Here is a 13,845-nt window from a genome sequence, read left to right as displayed (position 1 = left end):
CGCCTCCGAGTGTCAGCGGCGGAGCCAAACGAGATGTTGATATGTCGCCGGCCAGTCGGCTGGGTGCTTGGACTACGGTTGCGAAAGTTCTCAGTGAAGCGGTGAAGATTTGGCGCCCATTGTTGGCTACCGTCGACACGCGAACCTACGATGGTGTCTTTCCCGACCGGCCGGGGGTTGGCTGGATGATCTATCTGCCGACAATTCTGACGGAGCAGCACGTTCCCGAAGCTCGCGCGCTTGTCAGCGTGCTGGACGAGAACAACAAGCAAATCGGAACGATTGTCGTAAGCGTAACCGATGCCCCTTTTTCCGGAACTGATCCGGAACACGTCAGGTCGGCCAACGCCATTGAGGTTCGGCTTGTCGATCAAGACTTGCTACCGAGATACATTGATCTGTAGAAGGTATAGTCGGTTGCAGAATTCCATGAGCGAGCCGTCAACCTTTGGAGCAGCGAGGGCGGCGGGTGCTGTTGAACGATCTTGGCTTACTTGAATAGTGTCGCACGCAGTGGCCAGTTGCTAGACTTGTGTGGCGGCGAAGGTAAATCTCCCTCGCCGGCTATGCCAATTCGATATCCTTGCAAACCACAGATTTGTCGAGTCACGTGAGCGCAACTACCGGTCAGACGGTAAGGAACACGGGTTGACACGAAGCCAATCAAGTAGCGCCGCCATCCTAGTTTTCCTACAAGGTGCACTGTTCTGGACTGCATCAACGGCCGCTATCGGCTTCTTTCCACTTCTGGCTGAGAACCTGCGCCTGTCTGCCTTTGAGGCAGCGGTGTTCCTCGCCGGAGCCGCGCTAGGGCGAACGCTATTTCAGCCTTGCGCCGGCCTGATCATAAGGCCCGGCAATGCGGGCCGCTACTACCTGACCGGCTTGGCATGCTCTCTAATCAGTAGCATTGTGATGGCCTACTGTCACCATGTGGTTTTGGTGATATCGGCGCGCTTTGTGGAAGGCGTGGGCTTGTCGCTGTTCGTCGTTTCGTGGCGAACATTGCTGAACCGGATGGCGGGGCTTCCTTGTTTCGACGCTGTCAACGAAAGCTATGTGCTATCGCAGAACGTCGGCCGGTTGATTGGACCTGCCCTTGGTGGCGTGCTCGTTGCTCACTTCGGTATCCAGGCTGCATTTATCTTTCCGGCGCTACTTTATTCGTTATGCCTTCTGGTTTCGAGCGATCGGCGGGATTCCACCCGGGCGGAGTATGGCCTGAAGGAACGAATCTCAACGAAATTCTCGGATCAGATCCGCGCCCTTGGCCAGCAAAGAGGCATCCTGATCGTTCACCATGTCGAGTTTTTCTGCCTGGGATTGTGGCTGGCGGGCTGGCCAATGTATGCAGTTTCAGCGCATCGGCTATCGGCCGAGCAGCTAGGCTATTCGTTTACGATGGCCGCTGCTGGGGGATTAGCCCTATTCCTCGTCAGACCTTGGACGTCGAGGCTTTCTGTTCAAAACCGATTAATCGTCGCCGTGACCTTGCTGTGCGCGCAGCCCTTAGCAGCACTGCTCATACAGCATTGGTCCTGGTTGCTTGGTCTCGGCTTCGCCGTGGGCGGGCTTGGAGTCTCTATTTATTTCACGAGCTTTCATCGCTTGCTGACCGACACCTATTCACTGGAACAAATACCATTCGTCTATGGCATGCTGGGATCCAGCACTTTTCTATTCCAGGCCGCAGGGCAAGCGATCACTCCCTTCTTGTCGGAATATTTTTCGCTGGAAGCCCCGATCCTCCTTGATGCCATGATGTTGTTGGGGTGTTTGGCTTTTCTTGCCCTGGGCAGCGCAAGGCAAAGACTGCCTTGAGATGCGTTGCGCTTTGGAGATCCCTACATCCATCACCGCCCCGCCAAAAACCTCCTCCAAATCCCATGCCCAACTTCGTCATACCGTAACACCGCCCCCCCAAACGCCACCCGATCCGCCACGCTCACCAGCGGCTCCGGCAACATCGGATCGAACACCAGCTGCCGAATCGCTTGGTCTCCCAGCAGATACGCTTCCTTGGCCGCCACCTCTATCGGCAATGAATCGAGCTTGGAACTCGACTTCTCAAGCAGGCGCCTGCTGTCCCGATAGCCTTTCACCAGCTCCTTGCCGTTCCACAGGTCCCGGGCTTTCGATTCCAGCCCGGCATCGAGATCCCGCACCGTAAAGACCGGCGCACTGTCCTCGACGCCAAGTCCGTAGAGCCGCTCACGCGTCAGGGCGACGCCTCCGACCAGGTTATCCGGCCTGACATACAGCCCTTCCTCCAGTTGCCGCATGCCGGCCAGCGCCAGCGCACGCTCACGCACGCGCAGCGCCGAGCGGTCGCTGCGTCCCAGGCCGGCGATCAGCACGGCTACCCATGTGCCGTCCCAGGGGCGCACGCGCTGCTCTGCGATTCGCCATGCGGAGATGTCTTCGCCCAGCGCCCGGCCCGCGCGGCCGAGCCGGTAGGTGCCTCTTCCCGCGGTCTCGATCAGGTCGGCGCTGGCCAGGCGGGTGAGCGCGACGCGCGCGTTGTTGTCGGAGATGCCGAAGAGCGCGCAGGCACGGATCGCGTCAGAGGCGTCGAGGGTTTCCGTCTCAGAGGCCACCAGCAGCTTGAGAATCAGGTGGCGCGCTGCGGGGCCAGGGGCGCTTTCGTCCAATGCCGTCTTTGATGCCTCAACCATAGGGTAGGGTTCTTCCTGATATTACGTTCTTATGCAAATTATGCGATGCTGTGTAATATACATACCGCTTCCACGGATGAGAGTCTACCCATGTCAGCCAGCTCACAGTTCAGCACTCACGATGTCCAGAACCAGCCGTTGCCCCTGCCCGCGTATAACGCCTGGTCAACGGATCGCGCCTTGCAGGAGGCCGTGACGAGGCACGGCGGAGCATGGGCGAGCGAGCACCTTGCAGCCCATGGTGAAGTCACCGGCGGCAAGATGATGGAGTACGGCGAGCTGGCGAATCGTCATAAGCCGATCTTGCACAGCTTTGACAGGTATGGGCGGCGTATCGATACGGTGGAGTTTCACCCGGCCTACCACCAGCTGATGGCTCATGCGATGCAGGGACAGGTGCACAGTTTTTCCTGGCGGCATGAAGACAAGGTTGGCGCGCACGTTGCGCGTGCAGCTTTGGTGTATCTGAACACCCAGCCGGACGCCGGCACAGGCTGTCCGCTGACGATGACGCATGCCGCCATTCCGGCGTTGCGCAAGTCTCCGGCTGTTGCAGATGCATGGATTTCTCGTGTGACAGCGAGTGAATATGACCCGCGTGAATTGCCTGCCCACCAAAAGACCGCCAACACGATCGGCATGGGCATGACGGAAAAGCAGGGCGGCTCGGATGTTCGCAGCAACACCACGCGGGCGCACCGCCAAACGGACGGTACCTATGAAATCGTCGGCCACAAGTTCTTCTTCTCGGCGCCGATGTGCGATGCGCATCTGGTGCTGGCGCAGGCGGAAGGCGGGCTCAGTTGCTTCCTGATGCCGCGTGTGCTCCCTGACGGGTCGCTCAATGCGGTCCGGATCCAGCGCTTGAAAGACAAGCTGGGCGACTGGAGCAATGCCTCGTCCGAGGTTGAATTCCACGGCGCTACCGCCAGCCTGGTAGGCGAGGAGGGCCGTGGTGTCGCGACGATTATCGAGATGGTTGCGCTGACGCGGCTGGATTGCATCCTCGGCTCGGCCGGGCAGATGCGGCAGGCCGTTGTGCAGGCGCTTCACCACACGCGCCAGCGCAAGGCCTTCGGGCGGCTGCTGATTGACCAGCCGCTGATGCGCAATGTGCTGGCCGACCTGGCACTGGAGAGCGAGGCGGCCGTCGCGCTGGCGATGCGGATTGCTGCCGCCGTGGACGCCTCGCCGCGCGATCCGCATGAGGCCGCGCTGGCCCGCATCGGCACCGCCATTGGCAAGTACTGGGTCTGCAAGCGTACGCCGGCGCATATCAACGAAGCGCAGGAATGCCTGGGCGGGATTGGATATGTCGAGGAAAACATACTGCCGCGACTGTATCGGCAAGCGCCGCTGAATTCGATCTGGGAAGGCAGCGGCAACGTGCAGTGCCTGGATGTCTTGCGTGCCTTGCAGAAAGAGCCCGGCGTTCGCGATGCCTTGTTCAAGGAGCTGCAGGCGGCGCGTGGCTTGCATGCGGTCTACGACCAGCATCTGGCATGGCTGCACAAGGCGTTCGAAGATCAGAGTACGCTGGAAGCGCGCAGCCGGCTGGTGGTGGAGCGCACCGCATTGGCTCTTCAGGCGGCGCTGCTGCTGACCTCCGGCAATGACGAAATCGCCAATGCCTTCTGCCGCGCCCGCCTGGCGCGCGAGTGTGGCTTTACCTATGGCACGCTGGATCCGCAGGCGCCGATTGCGCAGCTGATCGACCGCGCCAGCCTGATGGCCTGACCTTTCCACCGCGAGCTGACGAACAACTGACATCATGCCCCTGCATCTCTCGCAACTGCTTGCGCAGCGCGCCGCGCTGTCGCCAACCCGCGAAGCCATCGTGTGCCCGCGTGGACGCTGGACCTATGCTCAGTTCAATGAGCGCTGTACACGGCTTGCCGATGCATTCGCGGCGCTGGGCGTTGCGGAAGGGGACCGGGTTGCGATCTACGCCAAAAATGGCGAGGCCCTGGCCAATGCGGTGTTCGCTGCCGCGCGTGCTGGCGCCACAGCGGTGGTTTTGAACTGGAGGCTGAGTGCCGCGGAGCTGACGTACATTCTCGGCGATGCCGAGCCTGCCGTGCTCCTGTACGAGGAGGAATTCGCGCCTGTCGTCGAGCTGCTGGTTAAGGCGCAGCCTTTGCGCGGCTTGATCCGGGTGGGCGAGCGCGGACCCGGCGTCGACTACGACAGTATCGTGAACGCGTCCAGCCCGACGGCCTCGGTCTCCCGTGAAGTTGCGGGCGACTTGCCGGCGGTCATCATGTACACCTCAGGCACGACCGGACGCCCCAAAGGGGCGATGCTGTCGCACGAAGCGCTGATCTGGGCCGCGCATGGCAGTGCCAATACGCTCGACTGGCGCCAGGACGCGCGCTTCCTGCTGGTCGCGCCGATGTTCCATATTGGCGGACTGTCGCCGCTGATCACCAATGTGCTGAAGGGATGCACCACCGTCCTGCGGCCGGAGTTCGATCCGCAGGCGGTGTGGCAGACCATTGCCGCGGAACGCATCACGGGCATGATGTCGGTCCCGCTGATGCTGCAGGCCATGCTCGCCGTGGCAAAGGCGACGACGGTCGACGCGTCGAGCCTGGCGTGGATCAGTTGCGGCGCGTCTGCCGTGCCCAAGGCGCTGATCGAAGCGTACCGGGAGCTGGGCATCAGCGTGCACCAGGTCTACGGCATCACCGAGTTCTCCGGAGCGGTGTCATTCTGGACTGCGGAAATGGGGCTGGAGAAGGCTCATTCGCAAGGCAAGCCCCATCTGCATGCCGAAGTCAGGATCGTCAATCCGGCGACAGGAGCCGCGCTGCCGGCAGATCAGGACGGGGAAATCTGGTGCCGGGGCCCGATGGTCTTCTCCGGCTACTGGCGCAACCCGGACGCCACGCGCTCCGCGCTGCATCAGGGCTGGTACCGCAGCGGTGATATCGGCCATCTTGATAAAGACGGTTTCCTGTACGTCGTCGACCGCCTGAAGGACATGATCATCAGCGGCGGCGAGAATATCTATCCCGCGGAACTGGAAGCCGCGATCCGCAACGTCGATGGCGTTGCCGATGTGGCGGTGGTGGGGCGGGCCGATGACAGGTGGGGCGAGATCCCGGTGGCGTTCGTGGTGTGCAAGCCGGGGATGTCGGTGACCGAGGCGGATATCCTGGCCGCTTGCCGCGAACGGCTGGCCGGGTATAAATGCGTGAAGGCCGTTGAATTCCTCGGTGGTCTGCCGCGCAACGCCGTCGGGAAGATCCTGAAACAGGAACTGCGCGCGCTCCCGTGATTGTTGCTGGGCGGGTGCGGCGAAGGTAAGTCGCAGGTGTTGCCCGGCACGGGAAACCCGCAATTGCCGGGGCCCGACGTTGAGCGGAGAATGGGCAAGCAGTCGCAGCAATCCCTGTATTGCTCGTGACGGTTTCTCGAACTTTCTCCGTAGCCGCCCCAACGACGCCTACCAGCGCGCAGACCATCGTGACGTCCCCCGCCCACTCACGCCACTCACCCAATCCCCGGCTGCATTTCGACCTCACCACTATCCAGCTCTTCATCGCCGTCGCCGACCAGGGCAGCATCACTCGAGGCGCCGAACGTCTCCATCTGGCCCCTGCCGCCGCCTCGCGCCGCATCCTCGAACTGGAATCCCAGCTAGGCGTCTCGCTGTTCGAGCGCCTGCCCCACGGCATGGCCTGTACCGAAGCCGGCCGCGCGCTGCTGGCCCACGCGCGCGGCATTACCCATACGGTGCAGCGCATGCAGGACGATGCCGCGTCCTTCGTCGGCGGCGATCTCGGCGTGGTGCGCGTGGCCGCCCCCAAGTCCGCCGTCATCCAGTTTCTGCCGTTCGACATCCAGCGCTGCACCACGGAATGCCCCGGGGTCCGGATCGACCTGCAGGAAATGAACAGCCAGGAAGTCCAGCAGTCGCTGCGACGGGGTACCGTCGATATCGGCATCTATGAAGGCAGCCTCGGTGTGGTCGACCTGCCGACCGCGCCGTACCGTAGCGACCGGCTGGTGCTGGTGGTGGCGCGCGGCCATGCGCTGGCGAAGCGCAAGAAGGTGACGACGGAGGAGGTGCTGGACTGCGACCTGATCGTGCTGGGCGAGAGCTCGGCGATCTCGATCGGGCTGGAGCGGCTGGCGGAGGATGCGGGGCGGGTGTTGCGCATGCGCATGCGGGTGAGCGGGTTCGACAGCGTCGCGGCGCTGGTGGCGCAGAACCTGAGTGGCGGGGTGATGCCGGAGGCGATTGCGCGCGAGGTGGCGGGCGGCAGCCGCTTCGTGCGGTTGCCGATCACGGGGGAGTGGGCGGCGCGGCATTTTGTGCTGTGCCATCGGCCCCACGGGACGCTGTCGTCGGCGGCGCTGAGCGTGCTGCAGGTGCTTGCGCAAAACGCGAAACCTGAATCCCGAAAATAGCGATAGCGCTTGGCCGGTGCATTGCGGAAGATGGACTCCATAACGATAGAGGAGACACGCAATGCAGCGCAGGCAATTTCTTCTGGCGGCCGCGGCCGGGCTGGCGGTGCCGGGCCTGGTGCGCGCGGCCAATGTGGCGGGGCCGGTTCGCATCGTGGTGGGCTTTGCGCCCGGCGGCGGCACGGATGTGCTGGCGCGCGTGATCGGACAGAAGCTGGGCGTAATGTGGAACACCAGCGTGGTGGTGGAGAACAAGCCCGGCGCCACCGGCGCCATTGCCGCTGCCTATGTGGCCAAGCAGCCGCCTGACGGCACCACGCTGCTGATGGCGCATGTCAACAGCCATGCGATCGCGCCGGCGCTGCTGGACGTCAAGTACGACCCGCGCGCGGACTTTACGCCGATCTCGATGGTGGGGGTCACGCCCAATATGCTGACCTGCCGTCCGGAACAGAAGGTGCGCACGGTGGCGGACATCGTCGCGCTGTGCCGCAAGAACCCGGGCAAGATTTCGTTCGGCTCGTCTGGCATCGGCTCGGCGCAGCACCTGGCGCTGGAGCTGTTCCGGATGCAGGCGAAGATCGACGTGGTGCACGTGCCGTACAAGGGCTCGGGCCCGCTGGTGGCGGACCTGATGGGCGGGCAGATCGACTATGCGTTCGACACCATGACCGCGGCCACGCCGTTCGTGCAGCAGGGCAAGGTGATCGCGATCGCGCAGACGCGCCTGAAGCGCGCGGCCAGCCACCCGAGCGTGCCGACGCTGGCGGAGTCGGGCTTTCCCGGCCTGGACGCGGCCTCGTGGTACGGGCTGGTGGGCCCGAAGGGGATGCCCTCGGCGCTGGCGCAGCGCATGAACGAAGACGTCAACCGCGTGCTGGCGATGCCGGACGTGGCCGAGCGGCTGAAGAGCTTCGGCGCCGAGGACTCGGGCGGATCCAACCAGCAGTTCGCCGCCTACATCACCGCGGAATCGACCAAATGGGCCAAGGTGATCAAGGACGCCGGCGTGAAGGCGGAGAGCTGATGGGCGACCGCCGCCGTTCCGATGCACGCAGCCCGAACCAATTTCCCAGGACGCAACCGATGATGGATACCCGCGACTCCGGCGCCACCGCTGCCAACGCTACGCCCCTGCCGCTTGCCGGCGTGCGCGTGCTCGACGTCAGCCAGGTCATGGCCGGCCCCTACGCCTGCATGCTGCTGGCCGACCTTGGCGCCGACGTGATCAAGATCGAGCCGCCCGACGGCGGCGACCAGACCCGCGGCTCGATGGGGTTCAAGATGAAGGGCCCGGACAGCATGGGCTTCCTCAACATGAACCGCAACAAGCGCAGCGTCACGCTGGACCTGAAGACCGAATCCGGCCGCGAGGTGCTGTACCGGCTGGCGGAAACCGCCGACATCCTGGTCGAGAACTATCGCCCCGGCGTGATGAAGCGCCTGGGCATCGACTACGAGACGCTCAGCCAGATCAACCCGAAGCTGGTCTATTGCAGCATCTCCGGCTTCGGCCAGAGCGGGCCGTGGGCCACGCGGCCGGGTTTCGACCTGATGGCGCAGGCGATGTCGGGCGTGATGAGCGTAACCGGCTACCCGGGCGGCGCGCCGGTCAAGGCGGGCGTGCCGGTGGCCGATATCGGCTGCGCGCTGTTCGCGACCTACGGCATGCTGTCCGCCTATATCGGTGCCAAGGAGACGGGCAGGGGGCAGTATGTCGATGCGTCGCTGTTCGATTCGGCGCTGGCATTCTCGGTGTGGGACACCTGCGAATACTGGGGCACCGGGCGCGAGCCCGAGCCGCTCGGCACGGCCAACCGCATGAGCGCGCCGTACCAGGCGATGAAGGCCGCCGATGGCTACTTCGTGATGGGCGCGACAAACCAGAAGCTGTGGCAGCTGCTGTGCAAGACGCTGGACCGGCCCGACCTGCTGGCGGACGAACGCTTCGCCACCGTCGCGCTGCGCCTGGCCAACCGGCAGGCATTGATCGCGGAGCTGGAAGAGAGCTTCGGCAAGCAAAGTGCCGACTACTGGATCGAGCAACTGCTCGAGGTCGGCATCCCGGCCGGGCCGATCCTGACCTACCCGCAGGCGTTCGACAGCGAGCACGGCAAGCACCGCCAGATGCGCATCGAGATCGATCATCCGATCGAAGGCAAGGTGCCCAATATCGGCTTCGCGGTGAAGATGGGCGGCACGCCGCAGCAGGTACGGCGCCCGCCGCCGCTGCTGGGCCAGCACACCGCCGAGATCCTCGCCGAGCTGGGCATGTCGCAGGACGAACAGCAGTCGCTGGCGGCGGCCGGCGCATTTGGCGCATGAGCGCCCCGCAGGCGGTGCCCGGCGAAGGGCAGGTCACGCTGACGCGACAGGGCCAGGTCGCGACGCTGACCTTTGACCGCCCGGCTGCGCGCAATGCGATGACATGGGCGATGTACGGGCAGCTCGCCGGGCACTGCCGCACGCTTGCCGCCGAAGGCACCGCCGGCGCGCGCGTGGTGGTGCTGCGCGGCGCGGGCGGCGAGGCCTTTGTCGCCGGGACCGACATCGCGCAGTTCCAGCAGTTCTCGGGCGGCGATGACGGGGTCGCGTACGAGGCGCGCATCGATGAAGGCATCGCGCTGATCGAGCAGCTGCCGATGCCTACCGTTGCGGTGATCGAAGGCTGGGCGGTGGGCGGCGGGCTGGCCATCGCCACCGCGTGCGACTTCCGGCTGGCGACGCCCAAGGCCCGCTTCGGCGTGCCAATCGCGAAAACGCTGGGCAATACGCTTTCCGCTCAGAACCTGGCCAAGCTGCGCGCGGCATGGGGACTGCAACCGGTGCGACGCATGCTGTTGCTCGCGCAGATTCTCGATGCCGACGCGGCGCTGGCCTGCGGCTTTCTCGAAGGCGTGCATGCGCCCGAGGCGCTGGACGCCGAAGTCGCCGCGCTATGCGAGCGGCTCGGCGCGCTGGCGCCGGTGACGCAGGCGGTCATCAAGGAGTCGTTGCGCCGCCAGACCGTTGCGGCGGTGGCGGATACCGACGATCTGGTGCGGCAGTGCTATGGCAGCGACGATTTCCGGGAAGGGGTGGAAGCGTTCGTCGGCAAGCGTCCGCCGGTGTGGAAGGGGCGTTGATTCTTCGGACCGCCCGACCCTATAGATAGGGGCGTCGGGCCGATTCGCTGGTCGGTGGCCATCGGCTGCTGATGCCGTTCGGCCGTCCAGCTACCTCACCGGCACCGAATAGACCACCCGCACAAACTTCCGTGCCGGCTGCCGGTCCACCACCACGCCGCCCATCGCTTCCGCAATCCGGCAGCTCTTCCAGTTCTGCTCCGCGGCCGGATACACAAACCGCGCCGGCCGCAAGGTGGCCGTCGCCCACCCCGCCACGGCCAGCACCGCTTCCTTGCCGTAGCCGTGCCCATGGGCGTCTTCGCGAATCCAGATGCCGAACTCCGGCGCGGGCGTATCGGCATGATGCAGCCCGGCCAGGCCGAGGAAACAACCGTCGCTGGTCCGTCGGACCGTGAAGATGAAATCCGTTCCGTCTTCCATGGCCGGCAGCCATGCCTGCCAGACGTCGCGAAACGCCTCGGGGGACGGGGCTGGGTCCCATTCCATGTAGCGGGCGAGCGTGGGGGTGATGCAGGGCCATGCTTCGGCTGCGTCGTGCCCGCGGAAGGGCGACAGGGTCAGGCGGTCGGAGTGGATCGGCGGGAAAGGGACAGGCATGGAGAGGTAGGCTGGGTCGGCCGGAAGTGAGCGCTGTTCAGCGGCAGTGTACGCCGACAAAGGATGACAGCGCCTGGCAAGCCGACGCAGGCCAGCGGTTGACGATTTCCGAAGCTGCGTCAGGAGACTTTGCTTACAGAGTCGTCTTAACGCCACGAACCGCGCATAGCCGGACAATTCTCCAATTGCATTGCAAGGGGCTGAGCCCTTGGTTGTCACTTGACAACCGTAAACCATGCCTCTAGCCTTGGAGAAATCGATGGCCCGTGCCCAACACCCCAGGAAGGAAATTGAAGGTGCCTTAACAGGCCGCTGAAATACCTCCGGTGGACGTCAGCGCGACAACTGGCTGAAGCGTTGATTTGAGGAACCCATCCAACTCCACTTTCATGCGCGGCGCAGATACCTTCACGGAAAGTTTGTTCACTATGCGGAGGCTGGATGATTTCGTGCCGAAGTCCCACCCGCTGCGCTCGATCCGCGCCATGGCCAACCAGGCGCTGGTAAAGATGGACCGGTTGTTCGCACAGATGTACGAGGACGATATCAAGGGTGGCCAGCCCAGCATCGCGCCGGAGAAGTTGCTGCGGGCCATGCTGCTGCAGGTGCTCTACAGCGTTCGCTCCGAACGCCAACTCATGGAGCAGACGCAGTACAACCTGCTGTTTCGCTGGTTCATCGGGCTGTCGATGGACGACACCGTTTGGGTGCCCACGGTCTTCACCAAGAACCGCGAGCGGCTGATCAAGCATGATGCGGTGATCCAGTTTTTCAACGAGGTGCTGGCCATCGCGCAGAAGAAGAACTGGCTGTCGGGCGAGCACTTCAGCGTGGACGGCACGCTGATTCAGGCGTGGGCAGGCCACAAGAGCTTCGTGCGCAAGGACGGCGGCGACGACAAGGACGACAACGACGGCGCCAACTTCAAAGGTCGCACGCGCAGCAACGAGACGCACGAGTCCAAGACCGATCCCGATGCCAAGCTGTACCGCAAGGGCAAAACTGCGAGTGAACTTCGCTATATGGGTCATACCCTGAGCGACAACCGTCACGGCCTGGTGGTGAGCGCCATGGTGACCAATGCGGACGGACATGCTGAGCGCGAGGCCGCGAAGGTGATGCTCAACGATGCCCGACAGGTGACGGACGACCCGAACACCGAAATCACGGTGGGTGCAGACAAGGGCTACGACGCGCAAGAGTTCATTCAAGCCTGCCTGGAACTGAAGGTGACGCCCCACGTGGCACAGAACACCTCGGGGCGCCGCTCGGCCGTTCCTGATGCCATTGCTTGCAGCGCCGGGTATGCCGTTTCGCAGCAAAAGCGCAAGCTGATCGAACAAGGCTTCGGATGGGTCAAGACTGTCGGGCGCATGCGCCAGGTGATGGTGCGTGGACTGAAGCGAGTCGACCAGATGTTCGTGCTGAGCATGGCCGCCTACAACCTCGTGCGCATGCGCTCACTGGGACAAATCCGTCCGCAGTTGCAGTAATCGCGGTAATGAGGCCGGAATCGGGCGCCAAACCGCCGAAAAAATCGATGTAGGGACGTCCCGCTTCCAGATTGTGAAAAATCGCAAGCCTACTGCCTTGCAGGGGGAAGCCTCGCCTCTTGTACGGGGAGTACTTCAGCAACCTGTTAAGACACGCCGAGTCTCGCGGCTGGCGTGTCGAGGCGGCGAAAGGCAGGGGCCATGCCTGGGGGCGGATCTTCTGCTTGCACAATGACAGCGCATGTCGTGCCGGGGAATTCTGTGTCATCAGCATCTATTGCACACCCAGGAGCCCATCCAACCACGCAACCCGAATCCGTCGGATCGTGGACCACTGCTTGCATCGGTGCGAAGTCGTGATGTCGATCGAGCCGAAGGAGAAACCACCGCCATGGAATACGCGTTCACCTTGAGATACCAGTTGTCGGCGGATGACTGCGATCCCGACACGCTGGTCGAACGACTCTACGAAGCCGGATGCGACGATGCCACCGTGGGCACCGGCGTGGCGGGCCGGATTGCGCTCGCATTCGACCGCGAAGCGGAATCAGCGGCCGACGCCTTCGTCAGCGCGCTCACCGATGCCAGGCGCGCCATGCCGTCCGCCACGCTGATCGAAGCGGCTCCGGACCTCGTCGGCCTGACGGACATTGCCGACACCCTCGGCATGTCGCGCCAGAACATGCGCAAGCTGATGCTCGGTTATCCGGCTAGTTTCCCCCCGCCTGTGCATGAGGGCGCAAGCGCGCTCTGGCATTTGTGGGAAGTGCTGTTGTGGCTGAGCGGCAAGGGTTACGAGATCGAACAGCGGCTGATGGACGTCGCTGCGGCGGCGATGCAGGTCAACCTGGCCAGGAGCGCGGGAAACATCGTCCCGGCGATGGAGCGGCGGCTGCGCAAGCTGGTGGCGTGAGGCAGCGTGGCGCAGATTCCGCGCCATGCCCTCTAGTTGTCAGGCGTCTGGCAGTTCAAGCCGCAGCGGCTGTGCCAGCCAGCGCTCTTCACAGTTGTTTCCATCGCCGCCGCGGTCCACCACCGCGAAGCATGAGGGCGCGTCCAGGGCCAGCAGCATGTGATGCCAGACACCGGCGTGGTAATTGACGCCTTGCCTGCCGTTGGTGATGAACGCCCGCACTGACCCGGCTTCCAGCGTGTTGCCGGGCGGCGCGACCACGACCAGAAAAGGACGGTCCGAAAGCGGGATGAACGCCTGGCTACCAAGCGGATGGCGCTCCAGCATGGCGATTTCCATCGGGTAGGCGTAGGGCCTGGCCTCGAACAGGTTGATCAGCGCACGGCCGCCGCCGAGTTCGACCGTGGCCAGGTCATGGTGGCGCGTGACCATGCCGCCGTTGATCGGAAAGGCGCCGGGATCGCCTGCGGGGCGGGTCTCGATGACATCGCCGAAGGGCGCAAAGGCGGCTGCGTTCAGCGGCTGCGGATGCAGGCTCATGCGGGCGCCTGCCATGCGCGCGAGCGTGGTTTCCATCAATAAGTCTCCGGATCTGGGAATCGCGGCGAGCGGCTGACCGGGCG

At 63.9% G+C, this 13,845-nt stretch carries 13 protein-coding genes; 10 read left to right on the top strand and 3 right to left on the bottom strand.

All coding sequences use genetic code 11. The features are described from left to right. Nucleotides 1–41: 41 nt before the first annotated feature. Together A2G96_RS19895 and A2G96_RS19890 are read left to right on the top strand one after the other, a co-directional pair. On the top strand, nucleotides 42–404 hold the full coding sequence (locus A2G96_RS19895; protein ID WP_062801766.1) for an Imm52 family immunity protein: 363 nt from the start codon (nucleotides 42–44) through the stop codon (nucleotides 402–404). Nucleotides 405–648: 244 nt separating this feature from the next. Further along, nucleotides 649–1,821, top strand: coding sequence for an MFS transporter (locus A2G96_RS19890; protein WP_062801765.1), 1,173 nt, complete (start codon nucleotides 649–651; stop codon nucleotides 1,819–1,821). Nucleotides 1,822–1,853: 32 nt separating this feature from the next. Here A2G96_RS19890 and A2G96_RS19885 read toward each other — a convergent pair whose 3' ends face one another. Then, nucleotides 1,854–2,651, bottom strand: coding sequence for a PaaX family transcriptional regulator C-terminal domain-containing protein (locus A2G96_RS19885; protein WP_197672296.1), 798 nt, complete (start codon nucleotides 2,649–2,651; stop codon nucleotides 1,854–1,856). A gap of 114 nt (nucleotides 2,652–2,765) precedes the next feature. Between A2G96_RS19885 and A2G96_RS19880 the strand changes: the two genes are divergently transcribed. From A2G96_RS19880 to A2G96_RS19855, 6 genes are all read left to right on the top strand, one after another. Continuing rightward, on the top strand, nucleotides 2,766–4,412 hold the full coding sequence (locus tag A2G96_RS19880; protein ID WP_062801763.1) for an isovaleryl-CoA dehydrogenase: 1,647 nt from the start codon (nucleotides 2,766–2,768) through the stop codon (nucleotides 4,410–4,412). Between the two features lie 34 nt (nucleotides 4,413–4,446). Further along, a complete protein-coding gene (gene menE, locus A2G96_RS19875) occupies nucleotides 4,447–5,955 on the top strand; it encodes an o-succinylbenzoate--CoA ligase (protein ID WP_062801762.1) in 1,509 nt (502 codons plus the stop codon). Between the two features lie 188 nt (nucleotides 5,956–6,143). Beyond that, nucleotides 6,144–7,091: a LysR family transcriptional regulator gene (locus A2G96_RS19870; protein ID WP_062801761.1), complete on the top strand. Its 948-nt coding sequence runs from the start codon at nucleotides 6,144–6,146 to the stop codon at nucleotides 7,089–7,091. Nucleotides 7,092–7,152: 61 nt separating this feature from the next. Further along, the gene (locus tag A2G96_RS19865) at nucleotides 7,153–8,118 is read left to right on the top strand and encodes a Bug family tripartite tricarboxylate transporter substrate binding protein (RefSeq protein ID WP_062801760.1); all 966 of its coding nucleotides are present in this window, start codon (nucleotides 7,153–7,155) and stop codon (nucleotides 8,116–8,118) included. Nucleotides 8,119–8,177: 59 nt separating this feature from the next. Beyond that, the gene (locus tag A2G96_RS19860) at nucleotides 8,178–9,416 is read left to right on the top strand and encodes a CaiB/BaiF CoA transferase family protein (RefSeq protein ID WP_062802251.1); all 1,239 of its coding nucleotides are present in this window, start codon (nucleotides 8,178–8,180) and stop codon (nucleotides 9,414–9,416) included. Further along, nucleotides 9,413–10,216, top strand: coding sequence for an enoyl-CoA hydratase/isomerase family protein (locus A2G96_RS19855; protein ID WP_062801759.1), 804 nt, complete (start codon nucleotides 9,413–9,415; stop codon nucleotides 10,214–10,216). The genes A2G96_RS19860 and A2G96_RS19855 overlap by 4 nt, the downstream gene beginning before the upstream one ends. Before the next feature lie 90 nt (nucleotides 10,217–10,306). Here the strand turns inward: A2G96_RS19855 and A2G96_RS19850 are convergent, their stop codons facing one another. Next, the gene (locus tag A2G96_RS19850; protein WP_062801758.1) at nucleotides 10,307–10,816 is read right to left on the bottom strand and encodes a GNAT family N-acetyltransferase; all 510 of its coding nucleotides are present in this window, start codon (nucleotides 10,814–10,816) and stop codon (nucleotides 10,307–10,309) included. A 389-nt stretch (nucleotides 10,817–11,205) separates the two neighbouring features. Between A2G96_RS19850 and A2G96_RS19845 the strand changes: the two genes are divergently transcribed. Both A2G96_RS19845 and A2G96_RS19840 read left to right on the top strand, forming a co-directional pair. Next, nucleotides 11,206–12,309, top strand: a complete 1,104-nt coding sequence (locus A2G96_RS19845) for an IS5 family transposase (protein WP_062799342.1) — start codon at nucleotides 11,206–11,208, stop codon at nucleotides 12,307–12,309. A gap of 391 nt (nucleotides 12,310–12,700) precedes the next feature. Further along, the gene (locus tag A2G96_RS19840) at nucleotides 12,701–13,222 is read left to right on the top strand and encodes a hypothetical protein (protein ID WP_062801757.1); all 522 of its coding nucleotides are present in this window, start codon (nucleotides 12,701–12,703) and stop codon (nucleotides 13,220–13,222) included. Between the two features lie 39 nt (nucleotides 13,223–13,261). Here the strand turns inward: A2G96_RS19840 and A2G96_RS19835 are convergent, their stop codons facing one another. Beyond that, nucleotides 13,262–13,798 (bottom strand): ureidoglycolate lyase, encoded by a 537-nt coding sequence (locus tag A2G96_RS19835; protein ID WP_062801756.1) that lies wholly within the window; start codon nucleotides 13,796–13,798, stop codon nucleotides 13,262–13,264. Nucleotides 13,799–13,845 lie beyond the last annotated feature (47 nt).

Origin of the sequence: Cupriavidus nantongensis (genome assembly GCF_001598055.1) — a bacterium.
In the GTDB taxonomy this organism is placed as follows: Bacteria; Pseudomonadota; Gammaproteobacteria; order Burkholderiales; family Burkholderiaceae; genus Cupriavidus; species Cupriavidus nantongensis.
This window is presented reverse-complemented; position numbering and strand designations above follow the sequence as displayed.

Bases quoted from the DNA above. Each gene is read 5' to 3' on its own strand.
- A2G96_RS19895 (WP_062801766.1), top strand. From the start codon at position 42: ATGTCGCCGGCCAGTCGGCTGGGTGCTTGGACTACGGTTGCGAAAGTT.
- A2G96_RS19880 (WP_062801763.1), top strand. From the start codon at position 2,766: ATGTCAGCCAGCTCACAGTTCAGCACTCACGATGTCCAGAACCAGCCG.
- menE (WP_062801762.1), top strand. From the start codon at position 4,447: ATGCCCCTGCATCTCTCGCAACTGCTTGCGCAGCGCGCCGCGCTGTCG.
- A2G96_RS19865 (WP_062801760.1), top strand. From the start codon at position 7,153: ATGCAGCGCAGGCAATTTCTTCTGGCGGCCGCGGCCGGGCTGGCGGTG.
- A2G96_RS19860 (WP_062802251.1), top strand. From the start codon at position 8,178: ATGATGGATACCCGCGACTCCGGCGCCACCGCTGCCAACGCTACGCCC.
- A2G96_RS19855 (WP_062801759.1), top strand. From the start codon at position 9,413: ATGAGCGCCCCGCAGGCGGTGCCCGGCGAAGGGCAGGTCACGCTGACG.
- A2G96_RS19850 (WP_062801758.1), bottom strand. From the start codon at position 10,816: ATGCCTGTCCCTTTCCCGCCGATCCACTCCGACCGCCTGACCCTGTCG.
- A2G96_RS19845 (WP_062799342.1), top strand. From the start codon at position 11,206: ATGCGCGGCGCAGATACCTTCACGGAAAGTTTGTTCACTATGCGGAGG.
- A2G96_RS19840 (WP_062801757.1), top strand. From the start codon at position 12,701: ATGGAATACGCGTTCACCTTGAGATACCAGTTGTCGGCGGATGACTGC.
- A2G96_RS19835 (WP_062801756.1), bottom strand. From the start codon at position 13,798: ATGGAAACCACGCTCGCGCGCATGGCAGGCGCCCGCATGAGCCTGCAT.